The organism is Kitasatospora sp. NPDC096147 (assembly GCF_044763225.1).
Lineage (GTDB): Bacteria > Actinomycetota > Actinomycetes > Streptomycetales > Streptomycetaceae > Kitasatospora.
Genome location: NZ_JBIWFX010000012.1, coordinates 144,413 through 168,692, shown reverse-complemented (window position 1 = coordinate 168,692; position 24,280 = coordinate 144,413). Strand labels below are relative to the sequence as shown.

Here is a 24,280-nt window from a genome sequence, read left to right as displayed (position 1 = left end):
AAACCATTCACCCGGACGAGGGATGGTGCCCCGCCCCTCACCTCCCGCCCCGACCACCGGTGAGCTGCGCCTGCGGCACGCCCGGGGCGTCCCGTTGTGACGGTTCTCACCAAAGCGGACGGGGCCCCGGGCGAAACACGCCCGTCGTACGGGGATAACCTGCCATGCGGACGTGACGCGCGTGTTGATTGACGTGTGCGCCCGTGGCTGCGTGGGCCGCAAGGCTGTCTCTGCGTACCCGCTCAGCCTCGACGACCCGCAGCGAAGATCCTGCCGTGGCACGCTCGTAGAGACACAATCCGCGACCACGAACAAGGACAAACACGTGGACCTGTTCGAGTACCAGGCGAGGGACCTCTTCGCCAAGCACGGTGTGCCCGTGCTTGACGGCGATGTCATCGAGACCGCCGCAGACGCTGCCGCCATCGCGGAGCGCTTCGGCGGCCGCGCCGTCGTCAAGGCTCAGGTGAAGGTGGGTGGACGAGGCAAGGCCGGTGGCGTGAAGCTCGCCTCCGACCCGGCCGACGCCGTGGCCAAGGCCGGGGCGATCCTCGGTATGGACATCAAGGGCCACACCGTCAACAAGGTGATGCTGGCTCAGACGGCGGACATCAAGGAGGAGTACTACGTCTCCTTCCTGCTGGACCGCACCAACCGCACCTTCCTGGCCATGGCCAGCGTCGAGGGCGGCGTGGAGATCGAGGTCGTCGCCGAGGAGAACCCCGACGCGCTCGCCAAGATCGCCGTCGACGCCAACGAGGGCTGCACCCCGGAGAAGGCCGCCGAGATCGTCGCCGCGGCCAAGTTCCCGGCCGAGATCGCCGACCAGGTCGCCGACGTGCTGGTGAAGCTCTGGAAGGTCTTCATCGAGGAGGACGCCCTCCTGGTCGAGGTCAACCCGCTGATCAAGTCCGGCGACGGCAAGATCATCGCGCTCGACGGCAAGGTCTCGCTGGACGAGAACGCCGAGTTCCGCCAGCCGCACCACGAGGAGCTCGAGGACAAGGCCGCGGCCAACCCCCTCGAGGCGGCGGCGAAGGCCAAGGGCCTGAACTACGTCAAGCTCGACGGTCAGGTCGGCATCATCGGCAACGGCGCGGGCCTCGTCATGAGCACCCTCGACGTGGTCGCCTACGCCGGTGAGAACCACGGCGGCGTCAAGCCGGCCAACTTCCTCGACATCGGTGGCGGCGCCTCCGCCGAGGTGATGGCGAACGGCCTGGAGATCATCCTGGGCGACGCCGACGTCAAGTCGGTCTTCGTCAACGTCTTCGGCGGCATCACCGCGTGCGACGCGGTGGCCAACGGCATCGTGCAGGCGCTGGCCCTGCTGGAGGAGAAGGGCGAGGCGGTCACCAAGCCGCTGGTCGTCCGCCTCGACGGCAACAACGCCGAGCTGGGTCGCAAGATCCTGACCGACGCCAACCACCCGCTGGTGCAGCAGGTGGACACCATGGACGGTGCGGCCGACCGCGCCGCCGAGCTGGCCAACAAGTAAGGAAGGGGACTGAATCATGGCTATCTTCCTCACCAAGGACAGCAAGGTCATCGTCCAGGGCATGACCGGCTCCGAGGGCATGAAGCACACCCGTCGGATGCTCGCCTCGGGCACCCAGATCGTCGGTGGCGTGAACCCGCGCAAGGCCGGCACCACCGTTGACGTCGACGGCACCGAGGTGCCCGTCTTCGGCTCCGTCGCGGACGCCATCGCGGCCACCGGCGCCGACGTCACCGTGATCTTCGTTCCGCCGAAGTTCACCAAGGACGCCGTGGTCGAGGCGATCGACGCCGAGATCGGCCTCGCGGTCGTCATCACCGAGGGCGTGCCGGTGCACGACACCGCCGCGTTCTGGGCCTACGCCGGCTCCAAGGGCAACAAGACCCGGATCATCGGCCCGAACTGCCCCGGCCTGATCTCCCCCGGTCAGTCCAACGCGGGCATCATCCCGGCCGACATCACCCAGGCCGGCAAGATCGGCCTGGTCTCGAAGTCGGGCACCCTGACCTACCAGCTCATGTACGAGCTGCGGGACATCGGCTTCACCTCGGCCGTCGGCATCGGTGGCGACCCGGTCATCGGCACCACCCACATCGACGCGCTCAAGGCGTTCCAGGACGACCCGGACACCGAGCTGATCGTGATGATCGGTGAGATCGGCGGCGACGCCGAGGAGCGTGCCGCGGCCTTCATCGCCGAGTACGTCACCAAGCCGGTCGTCGGCTACGTCGCGGGCTTCACCGCCCCCGAGGGCAAGACCATGGGCCACGCCGGCGCCATCGTCTCCGGCTCCTCCGGCACCGCCCAGGCGAAGAAGGAGGCCCTCGAGGCCGCCGGTGTCAAGGTCGGCAAGACGCCGTCCGAGACCGCCCGCCTGGCCCGTGAGCTGATCTCCAAGTAAGGCTCACCGCACGGCAGTCCGAAGGGCCCGCACCCGTCAGGGGGCGGGCCCTTCGGCGTGGGGGGACGGCGGGGCGTCGCGCAGGGGTCACCACCAGTTCAGGTCGTCCGCGGCGGCGACCCGGGCGGCGGCCGTGGTGCCTCCGGTGGTGCGGCCGGACTCGGCGGTCGGCACGGCGAGGGCGACGCCGACGGCGACGGCGACGAACACGATGGTCTTGACGAGACGGGTACGCAGCATGACGGGTCCTCGGGAAACGGAGAGCGGGGAGAAAGGTGCCCTCGGAGTCCGGTGTCCCGTAATGACACTGTCGGCCTCCGGGCCGGCCGGTGGGGTTCCCTTCCGGCGATCACTACTTTCGTCGCAGGTCAGGTTCGGTGGAAGGGATTCCGATTGGACGGAAAGGGCCCAGGACCATTCCGTCCACCGAGTCCGTCGTCCGACAGGCCGAGTTCCACGGCGGGGGTGATCAGCGGTACCGCGCACCGGCCGGTCCGCCAGCCGAGCAGGGCGGGGTGGGTGCGGACCGCACGGTTCGCCAGGGACGCGGCGCGCTGCTCCGCCTGCTGGAGGTGGTCGGCCAGCAGGTAGAGCCCGACGGCCGGGTGGGGCAGTGCCCGTGCGTGTACGGAGACGTGCTCCAGGCGGTCCTCCGGGCGAGCCGTCGAACGGATCAGTTCGGCTGTTTCCGGGGGGACTTGGGCGCCTTGTGCGGATCGCCGGAGTTCGACGTGGATGAGGTACATGGTGCCGACTCTGACAAGGGTCGAATGGGCTGAACAGCTCTGAAAGTCGGACGCAAGGGGCCTTGGCCCAAAGCGGCCAATCCCGATTCCCACCTGATGGAGTTCGTGCGATGATCCTCCGGAAAGTTCGTGGGGAAAGGCAATGGGTGGGGGACGCGTGCTCACAACTCTCGGTCTGGACACCACGGCGGAAGCGGTCTACCGCGCCATGCTGATGCACCCGCAGGAGGGGGTGGCCGGCCTGGTGGCGGCCACCGGTCTGTCCGAGGCGGAGGTGCGGGGCGGTCTCGACCTGCTCAGCGAGCTGGCCCTGGTGCGGCCCTCGTACGAGCGGAGCGGCGAGCTGCGTGCGGTGTCGCCCGATGTCGGGATGGACCTCCTGATGTCGCGTCAGCAGGCCGAGCTGGCGAGTCAGCAGCTGCGGGTCGAGGCGTCCCGGGCCGCCGCCGCCCGGCTGATCGCGGAGTACGCCGAGATCCGCCCGGCCACCGCGTACCCGGGGGTCGAGCAGTTGGTCGGGCTGGACGCGATCAGGGGCCGGCTGGCCTCGATCGGCCGCGAGGCCCGGGACGAGGTGATGACCTTCTCCCCGGGCCGGGGCCAGCCCCGGAACAGCATCCTGGCCTCCCGGCCGCTCAACCAGGACCTCCTGGACCGGGGCGTCCGGATCCGCACCGTCTACCTGGAGAGCTGCCGCAACGAAGCGCCGGTCGTGGAGCACGCCGAGTGGCTGACCGAACGCGGCGCGCAGGTCCGGCTGGCCCCCTCGCTCCCGACCAGGATGATCATCACGGACCGGTCCACCGTGGTGATCCCGGTGCACGGGGACGACAGCGGCGCCGCAGCGGTGGTGCTCACCGGGCACGGCACGGTGACGGCGCTGTGCGCGTTGTTCGAGAACGTCTGGTCGACCGCCCAGCCGGTCGGGGTCTCGGCCACCCCGGACGCCAACGGGCTCACTCCCCAGGAGGCCACCGCCGTCCGCCTGCTGGCCGAGGGCTACACCGACGAGGCGATCGGCAAGCGGCTCGGGGTCTCGCAGCGGACCGCCCGGCGGATCGCCACCGAGCTGATGGAGCGGCTGAACGCCCGGAGCCGCTTCGAGGCCGGGGCCAAGGCCGTCCAGCACGGTTGGCTGCCGCACCGGCTCTGAGCGGCCCGGTGGCCGCTCGCCGCCGACGCCCCGTCAGGGCGCCCGCAGCTCGAACCGGAACGGCGGGCCGGCCGGGGCGGGCGCCGTCGGACACGGCCGCAGCGCCGGGCAGGGCACGGCGGGCACCGGCACCGGGACGGGTGCGAGCGGCGGTACGACGGGGTCGGCCTCCACCGCTCCCGCAGCTCCCACGACCGGTGCGACAGCCGGTGCGACGGGCGGATCCGCCGGAGCCGGGGGCAGCATCGCCTCGGCGAGCGGACCAGGGCCGGAGGCCGTCGCCGGAGCCGGGGCCGGGCCGAGCGGCAGCGACTGTCCAGGGGTGGGCCCGCACCAGTGACTGGGCACGCCCGGCCAGGGGGTGGCGCCCGGGAGGACCGGCCCCGCGCTGCCGGCATCGGCGGTGGAGCAGACCGAGGGCGGGGCAAGGGGCGGCTCCCGGAAGAGCGCTGACGGTCCGTTACCCGTCAGGGTGGCCACGATCAGCCCCGTCATGCCCAGACTGACCGCCCCGGCGGCGGCCGTCAGCAGCCCGGACCGCAGCCGCCCCCGGGCCCGGAGCAGCCCGGGCGAGGGCGGCTTCGGCGCGGGGCAGCCGCGCACCGCCGCCTGGTGCAGCAGCCCGCCGAGGCGGTCGCCGAAGTCCTCCGCCGTCGGGTCCTCGCCCACCAGCGACGGCACCGAGGCGGCCAGTGCCGCCCGCGCGGTGCGGACCCGTCCGGCGGCGGCGGCCGTACTGGCCTGCACCTCGGCCGCCACCTCCTCGGCCGGCAGGCCGAGTGCGTCGTGCAGCACCAGGGCCCGCAGCTGCGGGCGGGTGAGGCGGCCGAGCGCCTTCAGCAGGTCGCGGTCCCGCGGGGTCAGGGCGTCCGGCTCGGGGCTGCCGCCCGACGCCCCGTCAGGGAGCGGATGCACCCGGATCGGCTTCCGGGGCCGGCGCCACAGGTGGGCCCGGCGCGGGCCGCCCCGGTGCCAGAACGCCTGCGCGGCCTCGAAGGCGTACGCCCGGGCCCACGCCTCCGGATCCGGCAGGGCCCCCACGGCGGACCAGCGGCGCCCGGCCACCGAGAGTGCGAGGTGCACCGCGTGCACGGCGCGGTGGCGGCAGGCGGTGAGCAGGAAGGTCTGCTGCACCAGACGGGTGTGGACGAGGGTGCAGAACTCCTCGAAGCCCTCCGGACGCGGGTCCGGCCCGGGGGCGGTGTCGTGGGCCGCCGGGCCGACGGGTGTGCCGGTGACGGGCGCAGCTGCAGCCGCAGGCGCCGATGCGGGGGTCGGGGCCTCGGACCCGGAGGGGGAGTGGGCGCCGGGACCGGTCGGCGCCGGGTCGGTGTCGTGGGCCGCCGGGCTGACGGGTGCGCCGGTGGTGGGCGCAGCCGCAGGCGCCGATGCGGGAGTCGGGGCGAGCAGGGCGGCCATGGTGGCGGCCTCCGAGCGGGTGTGCACGCCGAGCTTCCGCATCGCCCGGTGCAGGTGGGTCCGGGCCGTGCCGACCGAGACCCCGAGAGCCTCGGCGACGGCCCGGGTGTCGCGGCCCGCCGCGAGCAGGGCGAGCGCCTGGGTCTCACGGGGCGTCAGCAGCCGGAGCAGCCTGGCCGGATCGGCCTCCGGCCGGGCGGCGGCGGGCGAGGGCGAGGGCGTGGGGGAGGGCGAGGGCGCGGTCACCGGGCCGCCCGGCGCGACGAGGAGACGCCGTTCGGGCCCGAGCCGGGGCCGACGGCCGTGCTCGGGTGGGGCTGCGGGTCCGGGTGCGGCTGCGGGCCCGGGTACGGGGCCGCAGGCCGGTTCCGGTGCACGGAGCGGTGGTTCCCGGTCGGCCGCCGGTGCCGTGGGCGGGCTCCGGCCGCTGCGGTGGTGAGCTCCGTACGCCGACGGCACACGCCGTCCGACCCGATCCACGCGACAGCCTCTAGGCACATAAGCCGATAATCCGGGACACGGCGGAGCTCTGCCTCTTCACGGGGCACAACGGGTGATCTTGGGAGCATGAGGCCCATGACGCAGCTGATGGGCCGTCCGATCCTGGGCCTGCCGGGCGAACTGGGAGCCCGCCCCCTCCTCGCCGACCTGGCGGCCGGAGTCCGCGCCGGGCTGCTCACCCTGGCCCTGGTGGCCGTGCCGGTGCTGGCGCTCTGGGTGGTCACCCCCTACGCCGACGACACCGCCGCCGGGGCCGGGCGGGTGGCCGCCGCGCTCTGGCTGCTCGGCCACGGCGCCCCGCTCGGCCGGGGCCCGGCGGCCGTCCCGCTGACGCTCACCCCGCTGCTGCCGACCCTGGCCACCGTCGTGCTGCTGGTCCGGACGGGGCAGCGCCTGGGTCGGCGCGAGCGCCTGCACCGGCGCGCTCCCATCGCTGTGTGCGCCGGGTATCTGACGGTGGCTCTGGCCGCCGTCGCGCAGTGTGCGGGGGAGGGCGAGCTGCGGGCCCGGCCGCTGCCCGACCTGCTGGCGGTCACCGTGCTGGTGACCGCTTCGCTGGCGGTCGGCATCCGCTCGGTGCACGGGCCGGTGCGGCTGCCCCCGTGGTGCGCGGTGCCGCCGGAGTGGGCGGCCCGGGTGCCGTGGTGGGCCCGGCCGGTCGGCGGTGGCGGTACGGTGCTGCGCGCCGCCGGGGCGGGGGCGCTGGGGCTGGTCGCGGCGGGCGGGGCGGTGTTCGGCGGCGCGGTGCTGCTGGGTCTGGGGGCGGCGGGGCGGTCGGCGGCCGAGTACGGCGGCGGGCCCGCGACGGTCGGTGGGCTGGCCCTGGCCTGTCTGCTGCTGGTGCCCAACGCGCTGCTCTGGTCGACGGCCTACGCCCTCGGGCCCGGCTTCGCGGTGGGCACCGGGACGGTGGTCGGCCCGTTCGGCGCGCGGCTCGGGACGGTGCCGGACTTCCCGCTCTTCGCCCTGCTCCCGCAGGGCGGGGCGGCGCAGTGGTGGCCGGTGGCCTGCCTGCTCCCGCTGCTGGCCGGAGTGGTCCCGGCGGCGCTGCTCGGCCGGGCGGCGGTGCGCGGCGGGTGGCACCCGGCGGCCACCGGGCTGGCGGCACTCGGCGGTGCCCTGCTGGTGGGTGGCCTGGGCTGGGTCGCGGCCTTCGCCGCCGGGGGTGCGCTGGGTGCGGACCGGATGGCCCGACTGGGGCCCGTGCCCTGGCAGTTCGCCTTGGCCGCCACCGCTCAGCTGGCGGTGGTCACCCTGCCCGGTGCGCTGCTCGCGCACGCCTGGCCGGCCCTGACCGGGCGTCACCTCCCGGCTGCCCGCCGCACCGCCCTCGCGGCGGTGGTCCGCCTCTCGGAGCTCGGCATCCGCGCGCGGGCGCCGGAGGAGCCGACGGAGCGGGCGGAGTGAGGTGGCGCCGGACCCACCCCGCCGGCCGGCTACCGGGCCGGGTTGTAGCGGTCGACGATGAAATCCGGGGCGAGGTTGGAGCAGCTGTCGGCGGCCTGGGTGGTCAGTGCCCCGTCGAGGCAGCTCACGTAGTCCCGGTAGTAGACGGCGGTGCCGAGCAGGGCCAGCGTCGCCAGCACCGTGACGAGGCCGGTGACGAGGCCGCCGATCGCCGCCGGGGCGTGCGGGCGCCCGGTCTGCTGGCCGGTGCCGGTGCCGGTGCCGGTGCCGGTGCCAGCGGCGGCGGGGCCCTCGGAGGCGGTGCGCTGCTTGGGTGCGCGCAGTGCGCCGATGCCCCAGTACGCGGCCAGGGCGCCGAGCAGCAGGGCGACGTAGGGGATGCCGAGGACCACGCAGAAGATCCCCCCGATGCCGGCCATCAGCGCGTTGCGGGAGCCGCGCTGCACCGGGTCGTTGGGGTCGGACTTCGGCTGCTGCGGGGCGGGCGGCGGGGTGCCCCAGCCGTTGCCCCGGTGGCCGGGGCTCCAGGGGTGCGGCGGCGGCACCTGGCCGCGCTCGCCGTCGGTGTCCCCCTGCTGGTCCGAGGAGCCGGCCGGCGGGGTGCGGGGCTGCCAGGGCTGGTCGGGGGCATCCGCCGGCGGCGGCGCGAAGGGGTTGCGCTCGCCGGTGTCGTCTCCGCTGCTCATCCGTCTGCCGAATCCTTCGTCGTGGGGGTGTGGCCGGGCCGCCCCGGTCCGGGCCGGGGGTGGGCCGGGGTCAATGATCCCGCAGGGGTGTGCGGGAGTCACACGGGTGTGGCGGATCCGCGCGCCGCGAGGGCGCCGGGAGATCCCGGTCTCAACTACGCGCGTAGCGTTGCCGGGCGGTGACAAGGGCCCTCCGACCAGCCGTTATCGTGGTGACGGTCGACGCCCGGACAAGGTTCCCGGGCCGACCAGGCGCCGCCCGTAGTGGCCCCACCGACGGTGGACGTACCAGCGGGCACCCGACCGACGGAGATTCGCGCAGTGGCCGCTGCTTCCGCCCAGCCCGCCCCCGACGACGCTGCCCCGCCGCAGACCTTCCCGCCCCGCCGCCCGGGCCCGGCCCGGCTGGTGGTACTGGTCTCCGGCTCGGGCACCAACCTCCAGGCACTGATCGACGCGGTGACCCCGGCCTACGGCGCGGAGATCGTCGCCGTCGGCGCGGACCGCGAGCCGATCGCCGGCCTGGAGCGGGCGCGGAAGGCCGGCCTGCCGACCTTCGTGGAGCGGATCAAGGACCACCCGGACCGGGCCGCCTGGGACGCCGCGCTCACCGCCGCCGTGGCCGCGCACGCGCCGGACCTGGTGGTCACCGCCGGCTTCATGAAGATCCTCGGCCCGGAGTTCGTGGCCGCCTTCGCCGGACGGATCGTCAACACCCACCCCGCCCTGCTGCCCGCCTTCCCCGGCGCGCACGGCGTCGCCGACGCGCTCGCGTACGGCGTGAAGGTGACCGGCTGCACCGTCCACCTGGTGGACGGCGGTGTGGACACCGGCCCGATCATCGCCCAGGGTGTGGTCGCGGTCGAGGAGACCGACCACGCGGACGGCGGGGAAGCGCTGCACGAGCGCATCAAGACTGTCGAGCGCCAGCTGCTCGTCGACGTCGTGGGCCGCCTGGCCCGCGAGGGTCACCGCATCGAGGACCGAAAGGTATGGATCCCGGCATGAGTGCCAGCTCCACCACGCCCCCCGTCTCGGAGGACGTCCGCCCGATCCGCCGCGCGCTGATCAGCGTGTACGACAAGACCGGTCTGGAGGAGCTGGCCCAGGGCCTGCACGCCGCCGGGGTCACCATCGTCTCCACCGGCTCGACGGCCGGCCGGATCGCCGCCGCCGGCGTGCCGGTGACCGAGGTCTCCGAGCTGACCGGCTTCCCGGAGTGCCTGGACGGCCGGGTCAAGACCCTGCACCCCCGGGTGCACGCGGGCGTGCTGGCCGACCTCCGGCTGGAGTCGCACCGTGCCCAGCTGGCCGAGCTGGAGATCGAGCCCTTCGACCTGGTCGTGGTGAACCTCTACCCGTTCACCGCCACCGTGGCCTCCGGCGCGACCCCGGACGAGTGCGTCGAGCAGATCGACATCGGCGGTCCGTCGATGGTCCGGGCCGCCGCCAAGAACCACCCCTCGGTGGCCGTGGTGGTCGACCCGGCGCGCTACGCGGACGTGCTGACGGCGGTTCAGGGCGGCGGCTTCGACCTGCTGACCCGCAAGCGGCTGGCCGGTGCGGCGTTCGCGCACACCGCCGCCTACGACGTCGCGGTGGCCTCCTGGTTCGAGGGCGCGGGCTACACGGAGAACACCGAGGCGTTCCCGGCCTTCCTCGGCGCCACCTACGAGCGCGAGAACGTGCTCCGCTACGGCGAGAACCCGCACCAGCAGGCGGCCCTCTACACCGACGGCACGGGCGGCCTGGCCGGTGCCGAGCAGCTGCACGGCAAGGAGATGTCGTACAACAACTACGTGGACACCGACGCCGCCCGCCGGGCCGCGTACGACCACGCCGAGCCGGCCGTCGCGATCATCAAGCACGCCAACCCGTGCGGCATCGGCACCGGTGCGGACGTCGCCGAGGCGCACCGCAAGGCGCACGCCTGTGACCCGCTGTCCGCCTTCGGCGGCGTGATCGCGGTGAACCGGCCGGTCACCGTCGAGCTGGCCGGGCAGATCGCCGAGATCTTCACCGAGGTCGTCGTCGCCCCGGCGTACGAGGACGGCGCCGTCGAGGTGCTGGCCCGGAAGAAGAACATCCGGGTGCTGCGCGCCCCCGACGCCCCGGTGAACGCGGTCGAGGTCCGGCCGATCTCCGGCGGCGCCCTGCTCCAGCAGGTCGACCGGGTGGACGCGGCCGGTGACGACCCGTCGACCTGGACGCTGGCCACCGGCGAGGCGCTCTCCGAGGCCGAGCTGGCCGACCTGGCCTTCGCCTGGCGGGCCTGCCGGGCCGTCAAGTCCAACGCGATCCTGCTGGCCAAGGACGGCGCCTCGGTCGGCGTCGGCATGGGCCAGGTCAACCGGGTCGACTCGGCCAAGCTCGCGGTCGAGCGGGCCGGCGAGCGGGCCCGCGGCTCGTACGCCGCCTCGGACGCGTTCTTCCCGTTCCCGGACGGCCTCCAGGTGCTGCTGGACGGCGGCGTCAAGGCCGTGGTCCAGCCCGGTGGTTCGGTCCGCGACGACGAGGTGGTCGCGGCGGCGAAGGCGGCCGGCGTGACGATGTACCTGACCGGGACCCGGCACTTCTTCCACTGAGCGCCCCCGGTCCGCCGAGCCGACTGAGCCGGTGACGCGAAACGGCCCCGCACACCGTGAGGTGTGCGGGGCCGCTGCGTGCGGTGGCGTCAGTTCGCCTTGACGACCACGCTGCCGAGGATCTTGTCGGCGAAGGTCTGCTTCTTCGCGTCCCACAGCGGCCAGAGGAAGCCGATGCAGCAGACGTAGTCGAGGATGTGCAGCGCCTCGCGGCCGAAGGCGGCACCGAAGCTGAGCTTCTGGCCGTCGGCCTCGCGGACCATCCGGATGTTGACGGCCTTCTGGCCCAGCGACTGGCCCATCGAGCTCTTCATCCAGGCCAGCACGGCCCAGACCAGCACGCCGAGCACGAAGTTGATGGCGTAGTAGGCACCGAAGCCGCTGGTCTCGGCGACGCCGGTGACCGGGTCGATCTCGATGCTCGGCTGCATCGCGAAACCGATGATCATCGGGATCAGGCCGACCGTCAGGGTGTCGATGATGCGGGCGACCACGCGGCTGCCCCAGCCCGCGTAGAAGTTCTGCACGTTGCCGGCGTTCTGGAAGCCGCCGGGCTGGCCGTAGCCGGCCTGCGGGGCCTGCTGCGGGTAGCCGTAGCCCGGCTGGCCCTGCGGGGGCTGCTGGGGGTAGCCGTAGCCGGGCTGGCCCTGCGGGGCGCCCTGCTGCGGGTAGCCGTAGCCCTGCGGGGGCTGCTGGCCGTACGGGTTGTTCGGGTCCGGCGGGTAGCTCATCAATGCCTCCGTGGGCGGGATGGTGAGGTGTGGGACGGGTGTGGGAAACCCCGGGACGGACGGGCAGTTGACGTGCCGACCGGGTGGGAGATTATCGGACCGGAGTGACGCAGCGAAGGTCAGTTACCGTCAGAAGGCCGTGGAATCACGGCAGCAGGAAGTCGTAGCGGTGCAACTGCCAGAGCCAGGAGGCAGTTAAAGCGGTGCCGATCAGGACATTCCGGTGGAGGTTGGGCAGGGCCCACCACCAGCGCCCAGGACCGAGCGGTGCCAGCAGCAGGCCGAGGCCCGCCACCACCGTCACCGGGTTGGCCAGCAGGGCGGCGAGCAGATCGCCGTGGCCGGCCTCGATGAAGACGGTGGTGGAGCCGCAGCCCGGGCAGGGGATGCCGGTGAAGCGCCGCAGCGGGCAGAGCACGCCGGGGTCGTGCGCATCGTGCACCAGCGCGACCGCCAGCGCGGCCACCGCCGCGCCGGCCGCGCGCACGGCGACCCGCAGCGCGGCCCCGCGCGGCGTCCCGGCGGTGCCCGCCCAGCGGGTCGTCAACTGCGGTGTCACTGCTGCCAGAAGCTCTCGGGTGCGGTCTCGGCGAGCACCAGGACGGCGATGCCGATCAGGACGCCCAGCGCGGAGAGCACGATGCCGCCGATCGCCTGGGTGCGGCCGAGGCCGGTCTGCCTGGCCTTGTTGAGGCCGGCGATGCCCAGCGGCACGCCGACCAGGCCGAGCACCGAGCCGTAGACGCAGACGATGATCGAGGCGAAGCCCAGCGCCAGCGCGGCCTTCGCCAGCGTGTTGGGCTCGGGCGCCGGGGTGAACCCGGGCTGCTGGTACGGGGCCTGCGGGTACGGCGGAGCCGGGTACGGCTGCTGCTGCCCGTACCCGGCGTACGGGTCGGGCGGCGGCTGCTGGTACGGATTGCTCACTGCTACGGTCCCCCCGTGTGTCACGTCCTCACATCGTGGTCGGGGCCCGCCCGCCATGTCCAGCCGTGCTCACCGTCCGTGCCGAACTGTGGCGCAACCGCAACCCGGGCGGCACGCGCCGGGGCACCTCCGGCGATCCGGGAGAATGGCGTCATGACTGCCCAGATTCTCGATGGCAAGGCCACTGCGGCCGCGATCAAGTCCGAACTCGCCGTCCGCGTGGCGGCCCTCAAGGAGCGGGGCATCGTGCCCGGCCTCGGCACCCTGCTGGTCGGCGACGACCCGGGCAGCCGCTGGTACGTGAACGGCAAGCACCGCGACTGCGCCGAGGTCGGCATCGCCTCGATCCAGCGCGAGCTGCCCGCCGACGCCACCCAGCAGCAGGTCGAGGACGTGGTCAGGGAGCTCAACGCCGACCCGTCCTGCACCGGCTACATCGTCCAACTCCCGCTCCCCAAGGGCCTGGACCCGAACCCGGTGCTGGAGCTGATGGACCCGGCCAAGGACGCCGACGGCCTGCACCCGACCTCGCTCGGCCGGCTCGCCCTGGGCATCGACGGCCCGCTGCCCTGCACCCCGTACGGGATCATCGAGCTGCTCCGCCGCCACAAGGTGGAGATCGACGGCGCCGAGGTGGTCGTGGTCGGCCGCGGCGTCACCGTCGGTCGCTCGATCGGCCTGCTGCTGACTCGCCGCTCGGAGAACGCCACCGTGACGCTCTGTCACACCGGCACCCGGGACCTGTCCAAGCACCTGAAGCAGGCCGACATCATCGTCGCGGCGGCGGGCGTCGGTCACCTGATCAAGGCTCAGGACGTCAAGCCCGGCGCGGCCGTGCTGGACGTCGGCGTCAGCCGGGACGGCGAGGGCAAGATCCAGGGCGACGTGGAGCCCGCCGTGGCCGAGGTGGCCGGCTGGATCTCCCCGAACCCGGGCGGTGTCGGTCCGATGACCCGCGCCATGCTGCTGAACAACATCGTGGTGGCGGCCGAGCGCGCCGCGAACGGCTGACCCCGGTGGCGGCCATGCCGGGCCGGTCGCGACGGCGGCCGGCGAAGACCACGGGCACGCTCCCGCCGGAGGGCTCGGCGGCGGCGCTGGACCGCAGCCATCCGCTGCCGGTCCGGCAGTGGCCGATAACGCTGGTGCTCGGACTGGCCGTGGCCGGCCTGGGCGTCACCTGGTTCGGCGACTTCAAGTACGGACTGCTGCTGACCGGGGCCGCGCTGCTGCTCGGTGCCGCGCTCCGGCTGGTGCTGCCCGAGGTGGGCATGCTGGCGGTGCGCAGCCGCTTCACCGACGTCACCGTGCTCGGCTTCCTGGGCACCGTGATCGTGCTGCTCACCCTGATCGCCCAGCCCGACCCCTGGCTGCGGCTCTCGGTGCTGGACAACATCGGCCACTTCATCGGGCGCCAGCGCCGCTGAGTGCCGCCGGACCCCACGGCCCCCGCCCCGGCGGGGGCCGTGGCGCGTGGCGGCCCGGCCGGTTGTGACGTATCAGCCAGCGCCGTGCTCACGCCCGGCAGCGGGCTTGCGATAACCTGACGCCCGGATCTCTCGATGTCGAGAGATCGTCCTCGGCTCCAGCGCGGGCGCGCGGTGGGGCGTGGCACCCTGGCGATCGCTGGAGTAGACAGAAAATGACTCGCACCCCCGTCAACGTCACCGTCACCGGCGCGGCCGGCCAGATCGGCTACGCGCTGCTCTTCCGCATCGCCTCGGGCCACCTGCTCGGCGCCGACGTCCCGGTCAACCTGCGCCTGCTGGAGATCCCGCAGGGCGTCAAGGCCGCCGAGGGCACCGCGATGGAGCTCGACGACTGCGCGTTCCCGCTGCTGCGCGACATCACCATCACCGACCAGCCGTCGGTCGCCTTCGACGGTGCCAACGTGGCCCTGCTGGTCGGCGCCCGCCCGCGCACCGCCGGCATGGAGCGCGGCGACCTGCTGCAGGCCAACGGTGGCATCTTCGGCCCGCAGGGCAAGGCCATCAACGACCACGCCGCCGACGACATCAAGGTCCTGGTGGTCGGCAACCCGGCCAACACCAACGCCCTGATCGCCCAGCGCAACGCCCCGGACGTGCCGGCCGAGCGCTTCACCGCGATGACCCGCCTGGACCACAACCGGGCCGTCGCCCAGCTGGCCAAGAAGCTCGGCGTCACGGTCAACGACATCCAGCGCCTGACCATCTGGGGCAACCACTCGGCCACCCAGTACCCGGACATCTTCCACGCGCTGGTCAACGGCAAGAACGCCGCCGAGGCCGTGAACGACGAGGCGTGGCTGGCCGACGAGTTCATCCCGACCGTCGCCAAGCGCGGCGCGGCCATCATCGAGGCCCGCGGCGCCTCCTCGGCCGCCTCGGCCGCCAACGCCGCCATCGACCACGTGCACACCTGGGTCAACGGCACCGCCGAGGGCGACTGGACCTCGATGGGCATCGTCTCCGACGGCTCCTACGGCGTCGAGGAGGGCATCATCTCGTCCTTCCCGGTGACCACCAAGGACGGCAAGTTCGAGATCGTCCAGGGCCTGGAGATCTCCGAGTTCTCCCGCAAGCGGATCGACGCCTCGGTCGCCGAGCTGGTCGAGGAGCGCGACGCGGTGCAGGCCCTCGGCCTGATCTGAGCCCCGCTCACCCGGACGGCCGGGTCGCCCCTCGCGGGGGCGGCCCGGCCGCCGTGCGTTCCGTATGCTGCCTGCCGTGACCCTCGCCCTGCTGCTCCTCCTCCCGCTGACCGCCCTGCTCGCCGAGCTGTTCCGCCCCGGCGCGCGGCTGCTCGGCTACGTCCGGGGCCTGCGCGCGGAGCAGCCGGGGCCGAGCTCCGAGGAGCTCCGCGACCTGGTCGCGGCCAGCACCGAACTCGGGCACGACGAGCGGGAGTTGATCGCCGACGTGTTCGCCGCCGGGGAGCGCCGGCTGAGCGAGGTGATGGTGCCGCGCACCGAGGTGACCTTCCTGGACGCCGACCGGCCGCTCGCCGAGGTGCGGGAGCAGGCCAGCCGGGCGCCGCACTCCCGCTACCCGGTCACCGAAGGCTCCTACGACGCCGTTGCGGGCTTCGTGCACGTCCGCGACCTCTACGGTGCGCGCGGCGAACACGCGCTCCTGGTCCGGGAGTTGGCCCGGCCGGTGCGGCTCTTCCCGGCCACCAAGCGGGTGCTGGAGGCGATGAGCGAGATGCGCCGCGAGGGGCACCACCTGGCCATCGTGGTGGACGAGTACGGCGGCACCGCCGGGATCGTCACCCTGGAGGACCTGGTCGAGGAGGTGATCGGCGAGATCCGGGACGAGTACGACGCCCAGGACACCACCGCCACCCGCCGCCTGGCCGGCGGCGGGATGGAGCTGGACGGGCGGCTCAACCTCGCCGACTTCGCCGCCGAGACCGGCGTCAGCCTGCCGGAGGGGCCCTACGAGACCGTCGCCGGGTACCTGGTCAGCGAGCTGGGCAAGCTGCCCAGCGCGGGTGACCAGGTGGCCACCGGGGCCGGGCTGCGGCTCGCGGTGGCCAAGCTGGACGGCCGCCGGGTGGAGCGGATCAGGGTGAGCGCGGTCACACTGCCGGATGCCCGTGGGGCGGACGTTTCCTGAGCGGTCGGTGAAGCTGGAACAATGGCGCCCATGGTCAACGCAGCGGTCACCGGTCCGGCCAAGGACCGTCCTCGGGTCCTGTCCGGCATCCAGCCCACCTCGGGCTCCTTCCACCTGGGCAACTACCTCGGCGCGGTGCGCCAGTGGGTGGACCTCCAGGAGACGAACGACGCCTTCTACATGGTGGTCGACCTGCACGCGATCACCGTGCCGCAGGACCCGGCCACCCTGCGCGAGAACACCCGGATCTCCGCGGCCCAGCTGCTCGGCGCCGGGCTCGACCCGGAGCGCTGCACGCTCTTCGTGCAGTCGCACGTGCCCGAGCACGCGCAGCTCGGCTGGGTGATGAACTGCCTGACCGGCTTCGGCGAGGCCAGCCGGATGACCCAGTTCAAGGACAAGTCCTCCAAGCAGGGCGCCGAGGGCACCACGGTCGGCCTGTTCACCTACCCGATCCTGCAGATCGCCGACATCCTGCTCTACCAGGCGGACGCCGTCCCGGTCGGCGAGGACCAGCGCCAGCACATCGAGCTGACCCGCGACCTCGCCGAGCGCTTCAACACCCGGTACGCGCCGACCTTCACCGTGCCGAAGCCGTACATCCGCAAGGAGACGGCGAAGATCCAGGACCTGCAGGACCCGACCGCCAAGATGAGCAAGTCGGCCTCCTCGCCCAAGGGCCTGGTGAACCTGCTGGACGACCCCAAGGTCAGCGTCAAGAAGTTCAAGAGCGCGGTCACCGACACCGGCACCGTGGTGACCTACGACGAGGAGAACAAGGCCGGCGTCTCCAACCTGCTGCGCATCCACTCCGCGCTCAGCGGGCAGAGCGTCGAGCAGCTGGTGGCCCACTTCGAGGGCAAGATGTACGGCGCGCTCAAGACCGAGCTGGCCGAGCTGTTCGCCGACTGGGTCGCCCCGCTGCAGGCCCGCACCCGGACCTACCTGGACGACCCGGCCGAGCTGGACCGGGTGCTCGGCCTGGGGGCCGAGAAGGCCCGCGAGGTGGCCTCCGCGACCCTGGCCACCGTCTACGACCGCATCGGCTTCCTGGCCCCGAAGCGCTGACGGACGACCAGCTGATGGACACCCAGACCACGTCCGGTGGTGACGGCCTCCCCGAGGAGCTCGTCACCATCGGCGTGGCCGTCCACGTCCCGGAGCCCTACGGCACCGCGATCCAGGACGCCCGGGCCGCCCTCGGCGACCCGGCCGCCCGCTCGATACCCACCCACGTCACCCTGCTGCCGCCGACCCCGATAGCCGTCGACCGGCTGGCCGAGGTGGAGGACCACCTGCACCGGGTGGCCGCCGGGTACGCGCCGTTCCGGATGCTGCTGCAGGGCAGCGGCTCGTTCCGGCCGGTCTCGCCGGTGGTCTTCGTGAAGGTCGAGGAGGGCGCCCAGGAGTGCCGGGGCCTGGAGGCCGCCGTCCGGTCCGGGCCGCTCGCCCGGGAGCTGGCCTTCCCGTACCACCCGCACGTCACGGTCGCGCACGGGCTGGCCGAGGACGGGCTGGACGAGGCGCAGGCCAAGGTCCGCTCGTTCCACGCCCGGTTCGCGGTGACGGGCTTCTCGATCTCCCGCTTCGGCGCGGACGAGGTCTGGCGCCCCTGGCGCAGCTACGCCTTCGGCACCGGCGCGGCCACCGGCTGAGCGCCCGTCAGCCCCGGCCGTGCGCGCGTCGCCCCCCGACCGTGCGCGCGTCGCCCCCCGGCCGGGTGCCCGTCAGCCCCCGGCGCCCAGCTCCAGCATCCGGTCCGCCACCCGGGCCGCCGCCCCGCCGTCGTCCAGCCCGCAGTGCACCGCCCGGAAGCGCTCGTACGCCTGCGTCTGACGCTCCGTCGGCCCCCGGCCGTCGGCCAGCGCCCGCAGCTCCGCGACCACCTGCTCCGAGGTGGGCAGCAGCGGCCCGGGGGCCTCGCGCTCCAGGTCGAAGTAGAAGCCGCGCAGGGTGTCCCGGTAGTGCTCCAGGTCGTAGGTGAAGAAGACCATCGGGCGGCCGGTGACGGCGAAGTCGAACATGATCGAGGAGTAGTCCGTCACCAGCACGTCGGCGGCCAGCAGCAGGTCCTGCGGGTCGGGGTAGTCGCCGACGTCGTACAGGAAGCCGTCCCCGGCCCCGGGCAGCGGCTCCAGCACGTGCGCGTGCGGGCGCACCAGCAGCACGTGGTCCTCGCCGAGCGCGGCCCGGGCGGCGTCCGGGTCCAGCCGCAGGCCGAGGTGGAAGCCGTCGCCGTTGGCCCGCTGCTGGTCCTCCCGCCAGGTCGGTGCGTAGAGCACCACCCGCTTGCCGTCCGGGATGCCGAGGCGGCGCCGGACGGCGGCCGGGTCGGCGCCGGCCGCCAGCACGTCGTTGCGCGGGTAGCCGCTCTCCAGCAGCTCGCCGTCGTAGCGGAAGGCCCGGCGCAGGATCGGGGTGGCGAAGGCGCTGGGGGAGACCAGCAGGCTCCACTGCGGCACCTCGCGGTCCAGCGCGGTGAGGTAGCCGGCGTCGGCCAGCCACGGGTTCTCCACGTCGTGGGCGATCCGCTTGAGCAGCGAGCCGTGCCAGGTCTGCAGCACCACCTGGCCGGGCCGGCGCTCCAGGAACGGCGGGAAGTGCGTGTTGCCCACCAGGTAGCGGGAGGTGGCCAGCGCCTCGTACCACTCGGGGCTGTGGGAGCGCACCGGGCGGACTCCGGCGGGCACCGTGGCACGGGCGTCGTCGACCACCCACAGGTGCTCCAACGGCAGCCCCCGGCGGGCGAGTTCGGCGTGCACCGCGCGCGGTGAGTCGGCGTAGCCCCGGCCGCCGAAGACGTCGTACAGCACCGCCTCGCGGAGCGGGCGGCGGCGGGCCGCGGGGTAGGCCGCAGTGAGCAGCCGGTGCTGGGCGTACGGGCTGCGCTCGGCGGCGGAGAGCACCGGGGTGGAGTCCAGCAGCAGGGTGTCGTGCCAGCGGCTCTGCAGCCGCACCCGCTTGTCGCCGCCGGCCGGGAAGCCGTCCGCCGGGCCGAGCCGGACCTCGGTCGGCAGCGCGGCCAGCGCCGGGCCGGTGAGCTGGAGCGGTCGCTCGGCGGCCGGGTCGCCGGCCGGCCGGAGCCGCAGCTCCCAGATGCCGCGCCGCAGCGGCAGCCGGGTGCCGTCCGAGCCGGTCACGGTGGCGGGCACGGTCAGCTCGCCGCCGCGCGGCTGCGCGGTGCGGACCTCGCCGGTGCCGTTGGCGTGCCGCAGCACCAGCTCCAGCGGGCCGTCGCCGGGCAGCACGGTGCGGACCGCCAGCCGGAAGCCGTCGCCCTCGGTGTGCACCGTGTCGACCAGCACCGCGCCCGGCTGGAGACAGAACTGGGGGTAGCCGTCGGCCAGCTGCTTGACCGTCAGGGAGCCACCGCCGGGGTGGGCGAGCAGCAGGCCGCCGGGCACCGCGCGGTCGTCCAGCACCGGGCGTTCGGTGGAGCCGTCCGGGCGGAGCAGCTCGCCGTCCCAGTGCTCGGTGTCGGCCGCCTCGGTGCCGGGGTCGAAGGCCTCGAACGGCAGCCGGACGGTGAACTCCTGACCGTCCGGCACCACCGGGTGCCGGCTCTCGCCGCCGCCCTGCCGGTGGCGCAGCCGGTAGACCGTGCCGGCCGGCACGTCGTGCGCCCAGCCGGTCAGCTCCAGGCCGCCGTCGACCGCGCGCAGGCCGGTCAGCCGGCTCCACACCCGGTGCAGCTTGACGGTCAGCCCGTGCTCGGTGAAGTGCGTCAGCAGCCGGACGTCGCGGTCCACCCAGTGCGCCGGCGGGTACTCGCCGGAGCCGCACCAGTGCGGTCCGGGCGAGCCGTGCTCGCGGCGCAGCCCGGTCAGGCCGAGCGAGACCGGCAGCACCACCTCGACCAGCCACTCGGCATCCGGCCAGCCGCCGTCCGGATCGCGCAGCCGCTCGGGGTCGAGCTCGGCGGTGAAGGCGGCCCAGTCGTGGTTGAAGTCCGAGGAGCCGCTCTCCTCGGTGACCTCCGGGCAGGACAGCTGACGGGTCCTCAGCTTGACCGGCTCCTGGCCGTCCCTGGTGAGCCGCAGCACGGTGAGTGCGGCCAGGTGCCGCGCGGTGTCCCGGTCCACGGGGTGGGCGGAGCAGGTCAGCTCCAGCCGGCCGCCGGTCCAGCGGGCCGAGCGCAGTCCGTACTCCGGCGGCACGGCCGGGTGGGCAGCCTCGGGCTCGGGGCGGCGGGGAGCGGTGACGCGGTCTGCGCGGAGTGCGGGCACGGGGGAGCCTTCCGGAACCGTCGGCCATGGCGGTGGCCGGTGGCCGGGCGAGCCGCGGGGGAAGCCGGGGTTAACCGGCGACGACTCTGACACCAACCACTGGTGCCATCCCACACTGCGGGAAGATCCGGGTCAACCGGCTCCAGCTGGGAGAAGGCTGGCAGTGCGGCGCCCCGGCGATCGTTCGAACCGGCTTCCGGGGACATCCGGAAGCCGGTTCGAACGGAGCGGGCGTCAGCCCTTGAGCAGCGCGTCCACCACCTTGGCGGCGGCCCGGCCGTCGTCGAGGTCGCAGTACTTCTGCTTGAACGAGGCGTAGGCGTCCGCGTACTCGGCGGCCACCGCGTCCACCCGCCCGAGCGCCTCGACCAGCGCCTCGGAGGTCGCCAGCAGCGGCCCGGGGGCGTCGGCCTCGTAGTCGAAGCTGAAACCGCGCAGGTTGTCCCGGTAGTGCTCCAGGTCGTGGGTGAAGAGCAGGACCGGGCGCCCGGTGTTGACGAAGTCCATCAGGGCCGAGTTGTAGTCCGTCACCAGCACGTCGGCGATCAGCAGCAGGTCGGCGGTGTCCGGGTAGCTGGAGACGTCCCAGACGTAGCCGTCGCCGGCCTCCGCGATCTGACCGCACATCAGCGGGTGGGTGCGGACCAGGAGCACCTGGTCCTCGCCGAGCGCGGCCCGGGCCGCCGCCAGGTCGATCCGCAGGTCGGGCTGGTAGCCGCCGTTCGGCCGGCGCCGGTCCTCGCGGAAGGTGGGCGCGTAGAGCACCACCTTCTTGCCCTCGGGCAGGCCCAGCCGCTCGCGGATCCGCTCGGCGGTCTTCTCCCGGTCGGGGGCCAGCAGCACGTCGTTGCGCGGGTAGCCGGTCTCCAGGATCGGGCCCTGGAAGCGGAATGCCCGGCGCATCACCGCGGTGGAGAAGGTGTTCGGCGAGACCAGCATGCTCCAGTTCGCGACGTCGCGGTCCATCTCCTTGAGGTAGCCGGCGTCGATGAACCAGACCTTCTCGAAGTCGTGGCCGATCCGCTTGAGCGGGGAGCCGTACCAGGTCTGCAGCACCACCTGGCCGGGGCGGCGGACGAAGAAGTCGGGCAGGTGGGTGCTGGTCACGATGTACTTCGCGGTGGCCAGCGCCTCGAACCACTCCGGGCTCCACTGGCGGATCGGCTCGACCGAGGACGGCAGGTCGGCCTGCAGGTCCTCGTCGCTCCACAGGTGGCGCAGCGGGGTGCCCCGGCGGACCAGCTCCTCGTGGATCGCCCGGGGCGAGTCGGTGTACCGGCCGCCGTAGCCGGTGTTGTAGAGCACGGTGTCGGTCAGCGGCGCGAGCTGCCGGTGCGGGAAGGCGGTGCGCTGCTGCCGCTGGCGGTAGCCGCTGCGCTCCTCCGGCAGCAGGTCGGAGTGCGCCTCCAGCGACAGGTGGTCGTAGCCGCGCCGCTCCAGCGCGACCAGGCGGCCCCGGGCGTCGATCTCCAGGGGCAGCGAGCCGTGGCACTCCTGGGCCAGTATGACGCTGGGCCAGGAGGGGCGGGGGGCGGCGCCGACCGGGCGGAAGAAGACCTCCCAGGTGCCCTTGTGCAGCGGGACGTTCCCCGAGTAGGAGGCGGTCGGCACGGCCGGCAGGGTGGCCCGGAAGCGGCCGTCGGCGATCTCGACCGGGTAGCTGTGCTCCTCCTCCAGCCAGCCGTGCCGGAGCACCAGCTCGTACGGGTGGGTGCCGCCGAGCGGCAGCCGGCCGCTGAGCAGGAAGCCCTCGGACTCGCGGGCCACCTCGATGCCGTCCACCGTCGGCTGCAGGATCTGGTCGGCGAACTGCAGGTGGTTGACGGGCGAGGTCTTGGAGTGGAAGGCCCGGACACCCTCGTCGAAGGCGTGCTCCAGGTGCTCGAACGGGCGGCGGTCGTCGACCACCAGCGGCTCCAGCAGCTTCTCGCCGAAGTGGATGTTGCAGCTCCAGTGGTCCCGCAGCCGCTCCTCGGCGGTCGGGTCCAGCTCGTTCCAGGCCAGCCGGACCCCGGTCAGCTCGGCCAGCGTGAAGCTGGTGCTGAACCCGACCTGGCCGTCCACCGGGGCGGAGAGCTCCAGCGGGCGGTACAGCTCGCGGTCCGACTCCTGGTGGACCAGCTGCAGCCGGGCCCGCGACAGGTCCGGCCCGGCCGTGATCCGGCCGGTCACCGTCACGGTGCCGTCCTCCTCACTGACCGTCAGGACCCGGGCGCGGACCTTCTCCACCTTCAGGTAGAGGTGGCCGTCGTTCATCCACGGCACGATCCGGACGTCCTGCTCGACCCAGTGCGAGGCCGGGAACTCGGCGGTGTCCGCCCAGCCGCCGGAGATCCGGCCCTTGTAGACGCCGCCCTTGCCGGCCCCGGCGATCAGCACCCGCCAGTGACCCGGCTTCCACTGGCCCCGGTGCTTGAGGCGCTTGGGGTCGATGGCGGCGGTGAAGCCGGCCCAGTCGCAGTTGTACAGGTCGTGCCAGGAGGAGGCGGTGGCCTCCGGGCTGTACATCGTCTTGGTCGGCACGGCCAGCACCCGGCGGCCCTTGGCCTCCCGCAGCACCAGCATCTTGACCATGTCGTGCCGGCCCTCGGCACCGAGGTGCTCGGGGAAGGCGTGGCCGGTCAGCCGGAAGCGCCCGCCCTCCCAGGCGGTCTCGTACAGCCGGGTGCGCATCACCAGCGCGTTGTCCAGCCGCAGCACGTCGGCGGGCACGCTCTTGCGCCCGCCGCGCAGGAACGGGTAGTCGGCGTACGGGCGGAGCAGGCCGCGGGCCGGGGCGGCGCCGTTGCTGTCCTTCTCGAACTCCATCTGGTCGAGGAACTCGGACATCCGGTTCGCCACCGTCAGGTGGTACTTCAGCCGCAGCGGCGCGCGTAGCTTGCGGACCTGGGCCGGGCCGATCGCCCGCAGCAGCCGGGAGACGTGCACCTGGTAGGCCTCGCGGTACGGCTCGTCGCCGTCCAGCACCGACCAGAAGAACATCGGGATCTCCTCGACGAGGTTGTTCTCGTCGTAGGAGAGCAGGTACTCCTGGAAGACCGGCTCCGGCCGGGCCTGCAGCCAGGCGCGGACCAGCTCCATCGACTTCACCCGGTCGATCAGGCCCTTGGGGTTGAAGCGCATCTGGGTGATCGACATCTCGCCGACCTCGCGCTCGCGCCAGTGGTAGATCGGCTCGGAGATCACGTCGACGCTCTTGGCCAGGTAGTGGTGCGGCACGCTGACCGGGGCGTCCTCGTAGAGGATGCCCTCGGGGTAGAGGATGCCGGCCTGGTCGAAGAAGGTGCGGCGGTAGACCTTGTTCCACGCCGTGCGGTCGGTGACCAGCGACGGGATCTCGGTGATGTGGGTCTTGAGCCTGGTCTCCCGGAACGGCTTGCTGTGCCCGCCGGACTGGTAGTAGCCCACCGCGCGGAAGCGCAGCACGTTGCCGGTGGCGAAGTCCGAGCCGGTCTCGTCCAGCGTGCCGATCATCAGCTCGTAGGCGCTGGGCGGCAGGGTGTCGTCGCTGTCGACGAAGTTCAGGAACTCGCCGTCCGGGTGGATGTGGCGGTAGCCGGTGTTCCGGGCCGCGCCGAGGCCCTTGTTCTCCTGGCGGACCAGGCGGAAGCGGGAGTCCTTGGCGGCGTAGGCGTCCGCGATCGCGGCGCTGCCGTCCTTGGAGCCGTCGTCGACCATCACGCACTCGAAGTCGGTGAAGGTCTGGGCTGCGATGGAGTCCAGGCACTCCTCGAGGTAGCGCTCGACGTTGTAGATCGGGACGACGACGGAGAGACGGGGGGCCATCAGCTGCGCGGGCCTTTCATCGGATGAGTGCGAGCAGCTGGCATCCCGGCCTTGGGCACGGTCCGGGCACACCGCTACGCGGCGATCCTACCGTCAGACCGGGGCAGCCCCCCCG

20 protein-coding genes are annotated in these 24,280 nt (G+C 73.3%); 12 read left to right on the top strand and 8 right to left on the bottom strand.

From position 1 onward, the window contains the following. Window positions 1-325 precede the first annotated feature (325 nt). Complete coding sequence (sucC, locus tag ACIRBX_RS30000) at window positions 326-1,498, top strand: ADP-forming succinate--CoA ligase subunit beta (protein WP_402301624.1); 1,173 nt, start codon at window positions 326-328, stop codon at window positions 1,496-1,498. 16 nt (window positions 1,499-1,514) lie between these two features. Continuing rightward, window positions 1,515-2,399: a succinate--CoA ligase subunit alpha gene (gene sucD, locus ACIRBX_RS29995; RefSeq protein ID WP_396296727.1), complete on the top strand. Its 885-nt coding sequence runs from the start codon at window positions 1,515-1,517 to the stop codon at window positions 2,397-2,399. An 87-nt stretch (window positions 2,400-2,486) separates the two neighbouring features. Here the strand turns inward: sucD and ACIRBX_RS29990 are convergent, their stop codons facing one another. Further along, window positions 2,487-2,639, bottom strand: coding sequence for a hypothetical protein (locus tag ACIRBX_RS29990; RefSeq protein WP_402301622.1), 153 nt, complete (start codon window positions 2,637-2,639; stop codon window positions 2,487-2,489). Between the two features lie 663 nt (window positions 2,640-3,302). Here ACIRBX_RS29990 and ACIRBX_RS29985 point away from each other — a divergent pair. Beyond that, window positions 3,303-4,298 (top strand): LuxR C-terminal-related transcriptional regulator, encoded by a 996-nt coding sequence (locus ACIRBX_RS29985; RefSeq protein WP_402301619.1) that lies wholly within the window; start codon window positions 3,303-3,305, stop codon window positions 4,296-4,298. A 33-nt stretch (window positions 4,299-4,331) separates the two neighbouring features. Here ACIRBX_RS29985 and ACIRBX_RS29980 read toward each other — a convergent pair whose 3' ends face one another. Beyond that, the gene (locus ACIRBX_RS29980; protein ID WP_402301617.1) at window positions 4,332-5,963 is read right to left on the bottom strand and encodes a LuxR C-terminal-related transcriptional regulator; all 1,632 of its coding nucleotides are present in this window, start codon (window positions 5,961-5,963) and stop codon (window positions 4,332-4,334) included. A gap of 330 nt (window positions 5,964-6,293) precedes the next feature. Between ACIRBX_RS29980 and ACIRBX_RS29975 the strand changes: the two genes are divergently transcribed. Beyond that, window positions 6,294-7,625: a DUF6350 family protein gene (locus ACIRBX_RS29975; RefSeq protein ID WP_402301615.1), complete on the top strand. Its 1,332-nt coding sequence runs from the start codon at window positions 6,294-6,296 to the stop codon at window positions 7,623-7,625. Between the two features lie 29 nt (window positions 7,626-7,654). Here ACIRBX_RS29975 and ACIRBX_RS29970 read toward each other — a convergent pair whose 3' ends face one another. After that, a complete protein-coding gene (locus tag ACIRBX_RS29970; protein WP_402301613.1) occupies window positions 7,655-8,311 on the bottom strand; it encodes a hypothetical protein in 657 nt (218 codons plus the stop codon). Window positions 8,312-8,716: 405 nt separating this feature from the next. On the opposite strand from ACIRBX_RS29970, the gene purN reads away from it, so the two are divergent. Further along, window positions 8,717-9,319: a phosphoribosylglycinamide formyltransferase gene (gene purN, locus ACIRBX_RS29965; RefSeq protein ID WP_402301727.1), complete on the top strand. Its 603-nt coding sequence runs from the start codon at window positions 8,717-8,719 to the stop codon at window positions 9,317-9,319. Beyond that, a complete protein-coding gene (purH, locus tag ACIRBX_RS29960; protein WP_402301610.1) occupies window positions 9,316-10,896 on the top strand; it encodes a bifunctional phosphoribosylaminoimidazolecarboxamide formyltransferase/IMP cyclohydrolase in 1,581 nt (526 codons plus the stop codon). Before purN ends, purH begins: the two co-directional genes overlap by 4 nt. Window positions 10,897-10,985: 89 nt before the next feature. Here purH and ACIRBX_RS29955 read toward each other — a convergent pair whose 3' ends face one another. From ACIRBX_RS29955 to ACIRBX_RS29945, 3 genes are all read right to left on the bottom strand, one after another. Next, window positions 10,986-11,627, bottom strand: coding sequence for an RDD family protein (locus tag ACIRBX_RS29955; RefSeq protein WP_402301608.1), 642 nt, complete (start codon window positions 11,625-11,627; stop codon window positions 10,986-10,988). 145 nt (window positions 11,628-11,772) lie between these two features. Beyond that, complete coding sequence (locus tag ACIRBX_RS29950; RefSeq protein ID WP_402301606.1) at window positions 11,773-12,174, bottom strand: DUF2752 domain-containing protein; 402 nt, start codon at window positions 12,172-12,174, stop codon at window positions 11,773-11,775. 8 nt (window positions 12,175-12,182) lie between these two features. After that, a complete protein-coding gene (locus ACIRBX_RS29945) occupies window positions 12,183-12,554 on the bottom strand; it encodes a DUF4190 domain-containing protein (protein WP_402301604.1) in 372 nt (123 codons plus the stop codon). A gap of 153 nt (window positions 12,555-12,707) precedes the next feature. On the opposite strand from ACIRBX_RS29945, the gene ACIRBX_RS29940 reads away from it, so the two are divergent. The 6 genes from ACIRBX_RS29940 to ACIRBX_RS29915 all read left to right on the top strand — a co-directional run bounded on the left by ACIRBX_RS29940 (window position 12,708) and on the right by ACIRBX_RS29915 (window position 17,808). Continuing rightward, window positions 12,708-13,565, top strand: coding sequence for a bifunctional methylenetetrahydrofolate dehydrogenase/methenyltetrahydrofolate cyclohydrolase (locus ACIRBX_RS29940; RefSeq protein WP_402301602.1), 858 nt, complete (start codon window positions 12,708-12,710; stop codon window positions 13,563-13,565). Window positions 13,566-13,579: 14 nt separating this feature from the next. Continuing rightward, window positions 13,580-13,981 (top strand): DUF3017 domain-containing protein, encoded by a 402-nt coding sequence (locus ACIRBX_RS29935; protein ID WP_402301600.1) that lies wholly within the window; start codon window positions 13,580-13,582, stop codon window positions 13,979-13,981. Between the two features lie 215 nt (window positions 13,982-14,196). Next, window positions 14,197-15,186 carry a malate dehydrogenase gene (locus tag ACIRBX_RS29930; protein WP_402301598.1) on the top strand — a complete coding sequence of 330 codons (990 nt, stop codon included), beginning with the start codon at window positions 14,197-14,199 and terminating at the stop codon, window positions 15,184-15,186. Between the two features lie 76 nt (window positions 15,187-15,262). After that, window positions 15,263-16,153 (top strand): hemolysin family protein, encoded by an 891-nt coding sequence (locus ACIRBX_RS29925; protein WP_402301596.1) that lies wholly within the window; start codon window positions 15,263-15,265, stop codon window positions 16,151-16,153. 30 nt (window positions 16,154-16,183) lie between these two features. Continuing rightward, window positions 16,184-17,221, top strand: a complete 1,038-nt coding sequence (gene trpS / locus ACIRBX_RS29920; RefSeq protein ID WP_402301594.1) for a tryptophan--tRNA ligase — start codon at window positions 16,184-16,186, stop codon at window positions 17,219-17,221. Between the two features lie 14 nt (window positions 17,222-17,235). Next, window positions 17,236-17,808 carry a 2'-5' RNA ligase family protein gene (locus ACIRBX_RS29915; protein WP_402301591.1) on the top strand — a complete coding sequence of 191 codons (573 nt, stop codon included), beginning with the start codon at window positions 17,236-17,238 and terminating at the stop codon, window positions 17,806-17,808. Window positions 17,809-17,880: 72 nt separating this feature from the next. Here ACIRBX_RS29915 and ACIRBX_RS29910 read toward each other — a convergent pair whose 3' ends face one another. Together ACIRBX_RS29910 and ACIRBX_RS29905 are read right to left on the bottom strand one after the other, a co-directional pair. After that, the gene (locus tag ACIRBX_RS29910) at window positions 17,881-20,379 is read right to left on the bottom strand and encodes a CDP-glycerol glycerophosphotransferase family protein (protein ID WP_402301589.1); all 2,499 of its coding nucleotides are present in this window, start codon (window positions 20,377-20,379) and stop codon (window positions 17,881-17,883) included. Window positions 20,380-20,613: 234 nt separating this feature from the next. Beyond that, window positions 20,614-24,165, bottom strand: a complete 3,552-nt coding sequence (locus ACIRBX_RS29905; RefSeq protein ID WP_402301587.1) for a CDP-glycerol glycerophosphotransferase family protein — start codon at window positions 24,163-24,165, stop codon at window positions 20,614-20,616. Between the last annotated feature and the right edge of the window lie 115 nt (window positions 24,166-24,280).

Excerpts from the sequence above, each read along its gene's own strand:
- sucD (WP_396296727.1), top strand. The coding sequence starts at position 1,515 with ATGGCTATCTTCCTCACCAAGGACAGCAAGGTCATCGTCCAGGGCATG.
- ACIRBX_RS29990 (WP_402301622.1), bottom strand. The coding sequence starts at position 2,639 with ATGCTGCGTACCCGTCTCGTCAAGACCATCGTGTTCGTCGCCGTCGCC.
- ACIRBX_RS29975 (WP_402301615.1), top strand. The coding sequence starts at position 6,294 with ATGACGCAGCTGATGGGCCGTCCGATCCTGGGCCTGCCGGGCGAACTG.
- ACIRBX_RS29970 (WP_402301613.1), bottom strand. The coding sequence starts at position 8,311 with ATGAGCAGCGGAGACGACACCGGCGAGCGCAACCCCTTCGCGCCGCCG.
- purH (WP_402301610.1), top strand. The coding sequence starts at position 9,316 with ATGAGTGCCAGCTCCACCACGCCCCCCGTCTCGGAGGACGTCCGCCCG.
- ACIRBX_RS29955 (WP_402301608.1), bottom strand. The coding sequence starts at position 11,627 with ATGAGCTACCCGCCGGACCCGAACAACCCGTACGGCCAGCAGCCCCCG.
- ACIRBX_RS29940 (WP_402301602.1), top strand. The coding sequence starts at position 12,708 with ATGACTGCCCAGATTCTCGATGGCAAGGCCACTGCGGCCGCGATCAAG.
- ACIRBX_RS29935 (WP_402301600.1), top strand. The coding sequence starts at position 13,580 with ATGCCGGGCCGGTCGCGACGGCGGCCGGCGAAGACCACGGGCACGCTC.
- ACIRBX_RS29930 (WP_402301598.1), top strand. The coding sequence starts at position 14,197 with ATGACTCGCACCCCCGTCAACGTCACCGTCACCGGCGCGGCCGGCCAG.
- trpS (WP_402301594.1), top strand. The coding sequence starts at position 16,184 with ATGGTCAACGCAGCGGTCACCGGTCCGGCCAAGGACCGTCCTCGGGTC.
- ACIRBX_RS29915 (WP_402301591.1), top strand. The coding sequence starts at position 17,236 with ATGGACACCCAGACCACGTCCGGTGGTGACGGCCTCCCCGAGGAGCTC.
- ACIRBX_RS29905 (WP_402301587.1), bottom strand. The coding sequence starts at position 24,165 with ATGGCCCCCCGTCTCTCCGTCGTCGTCCCGATCTACAACGTCGAGCGC.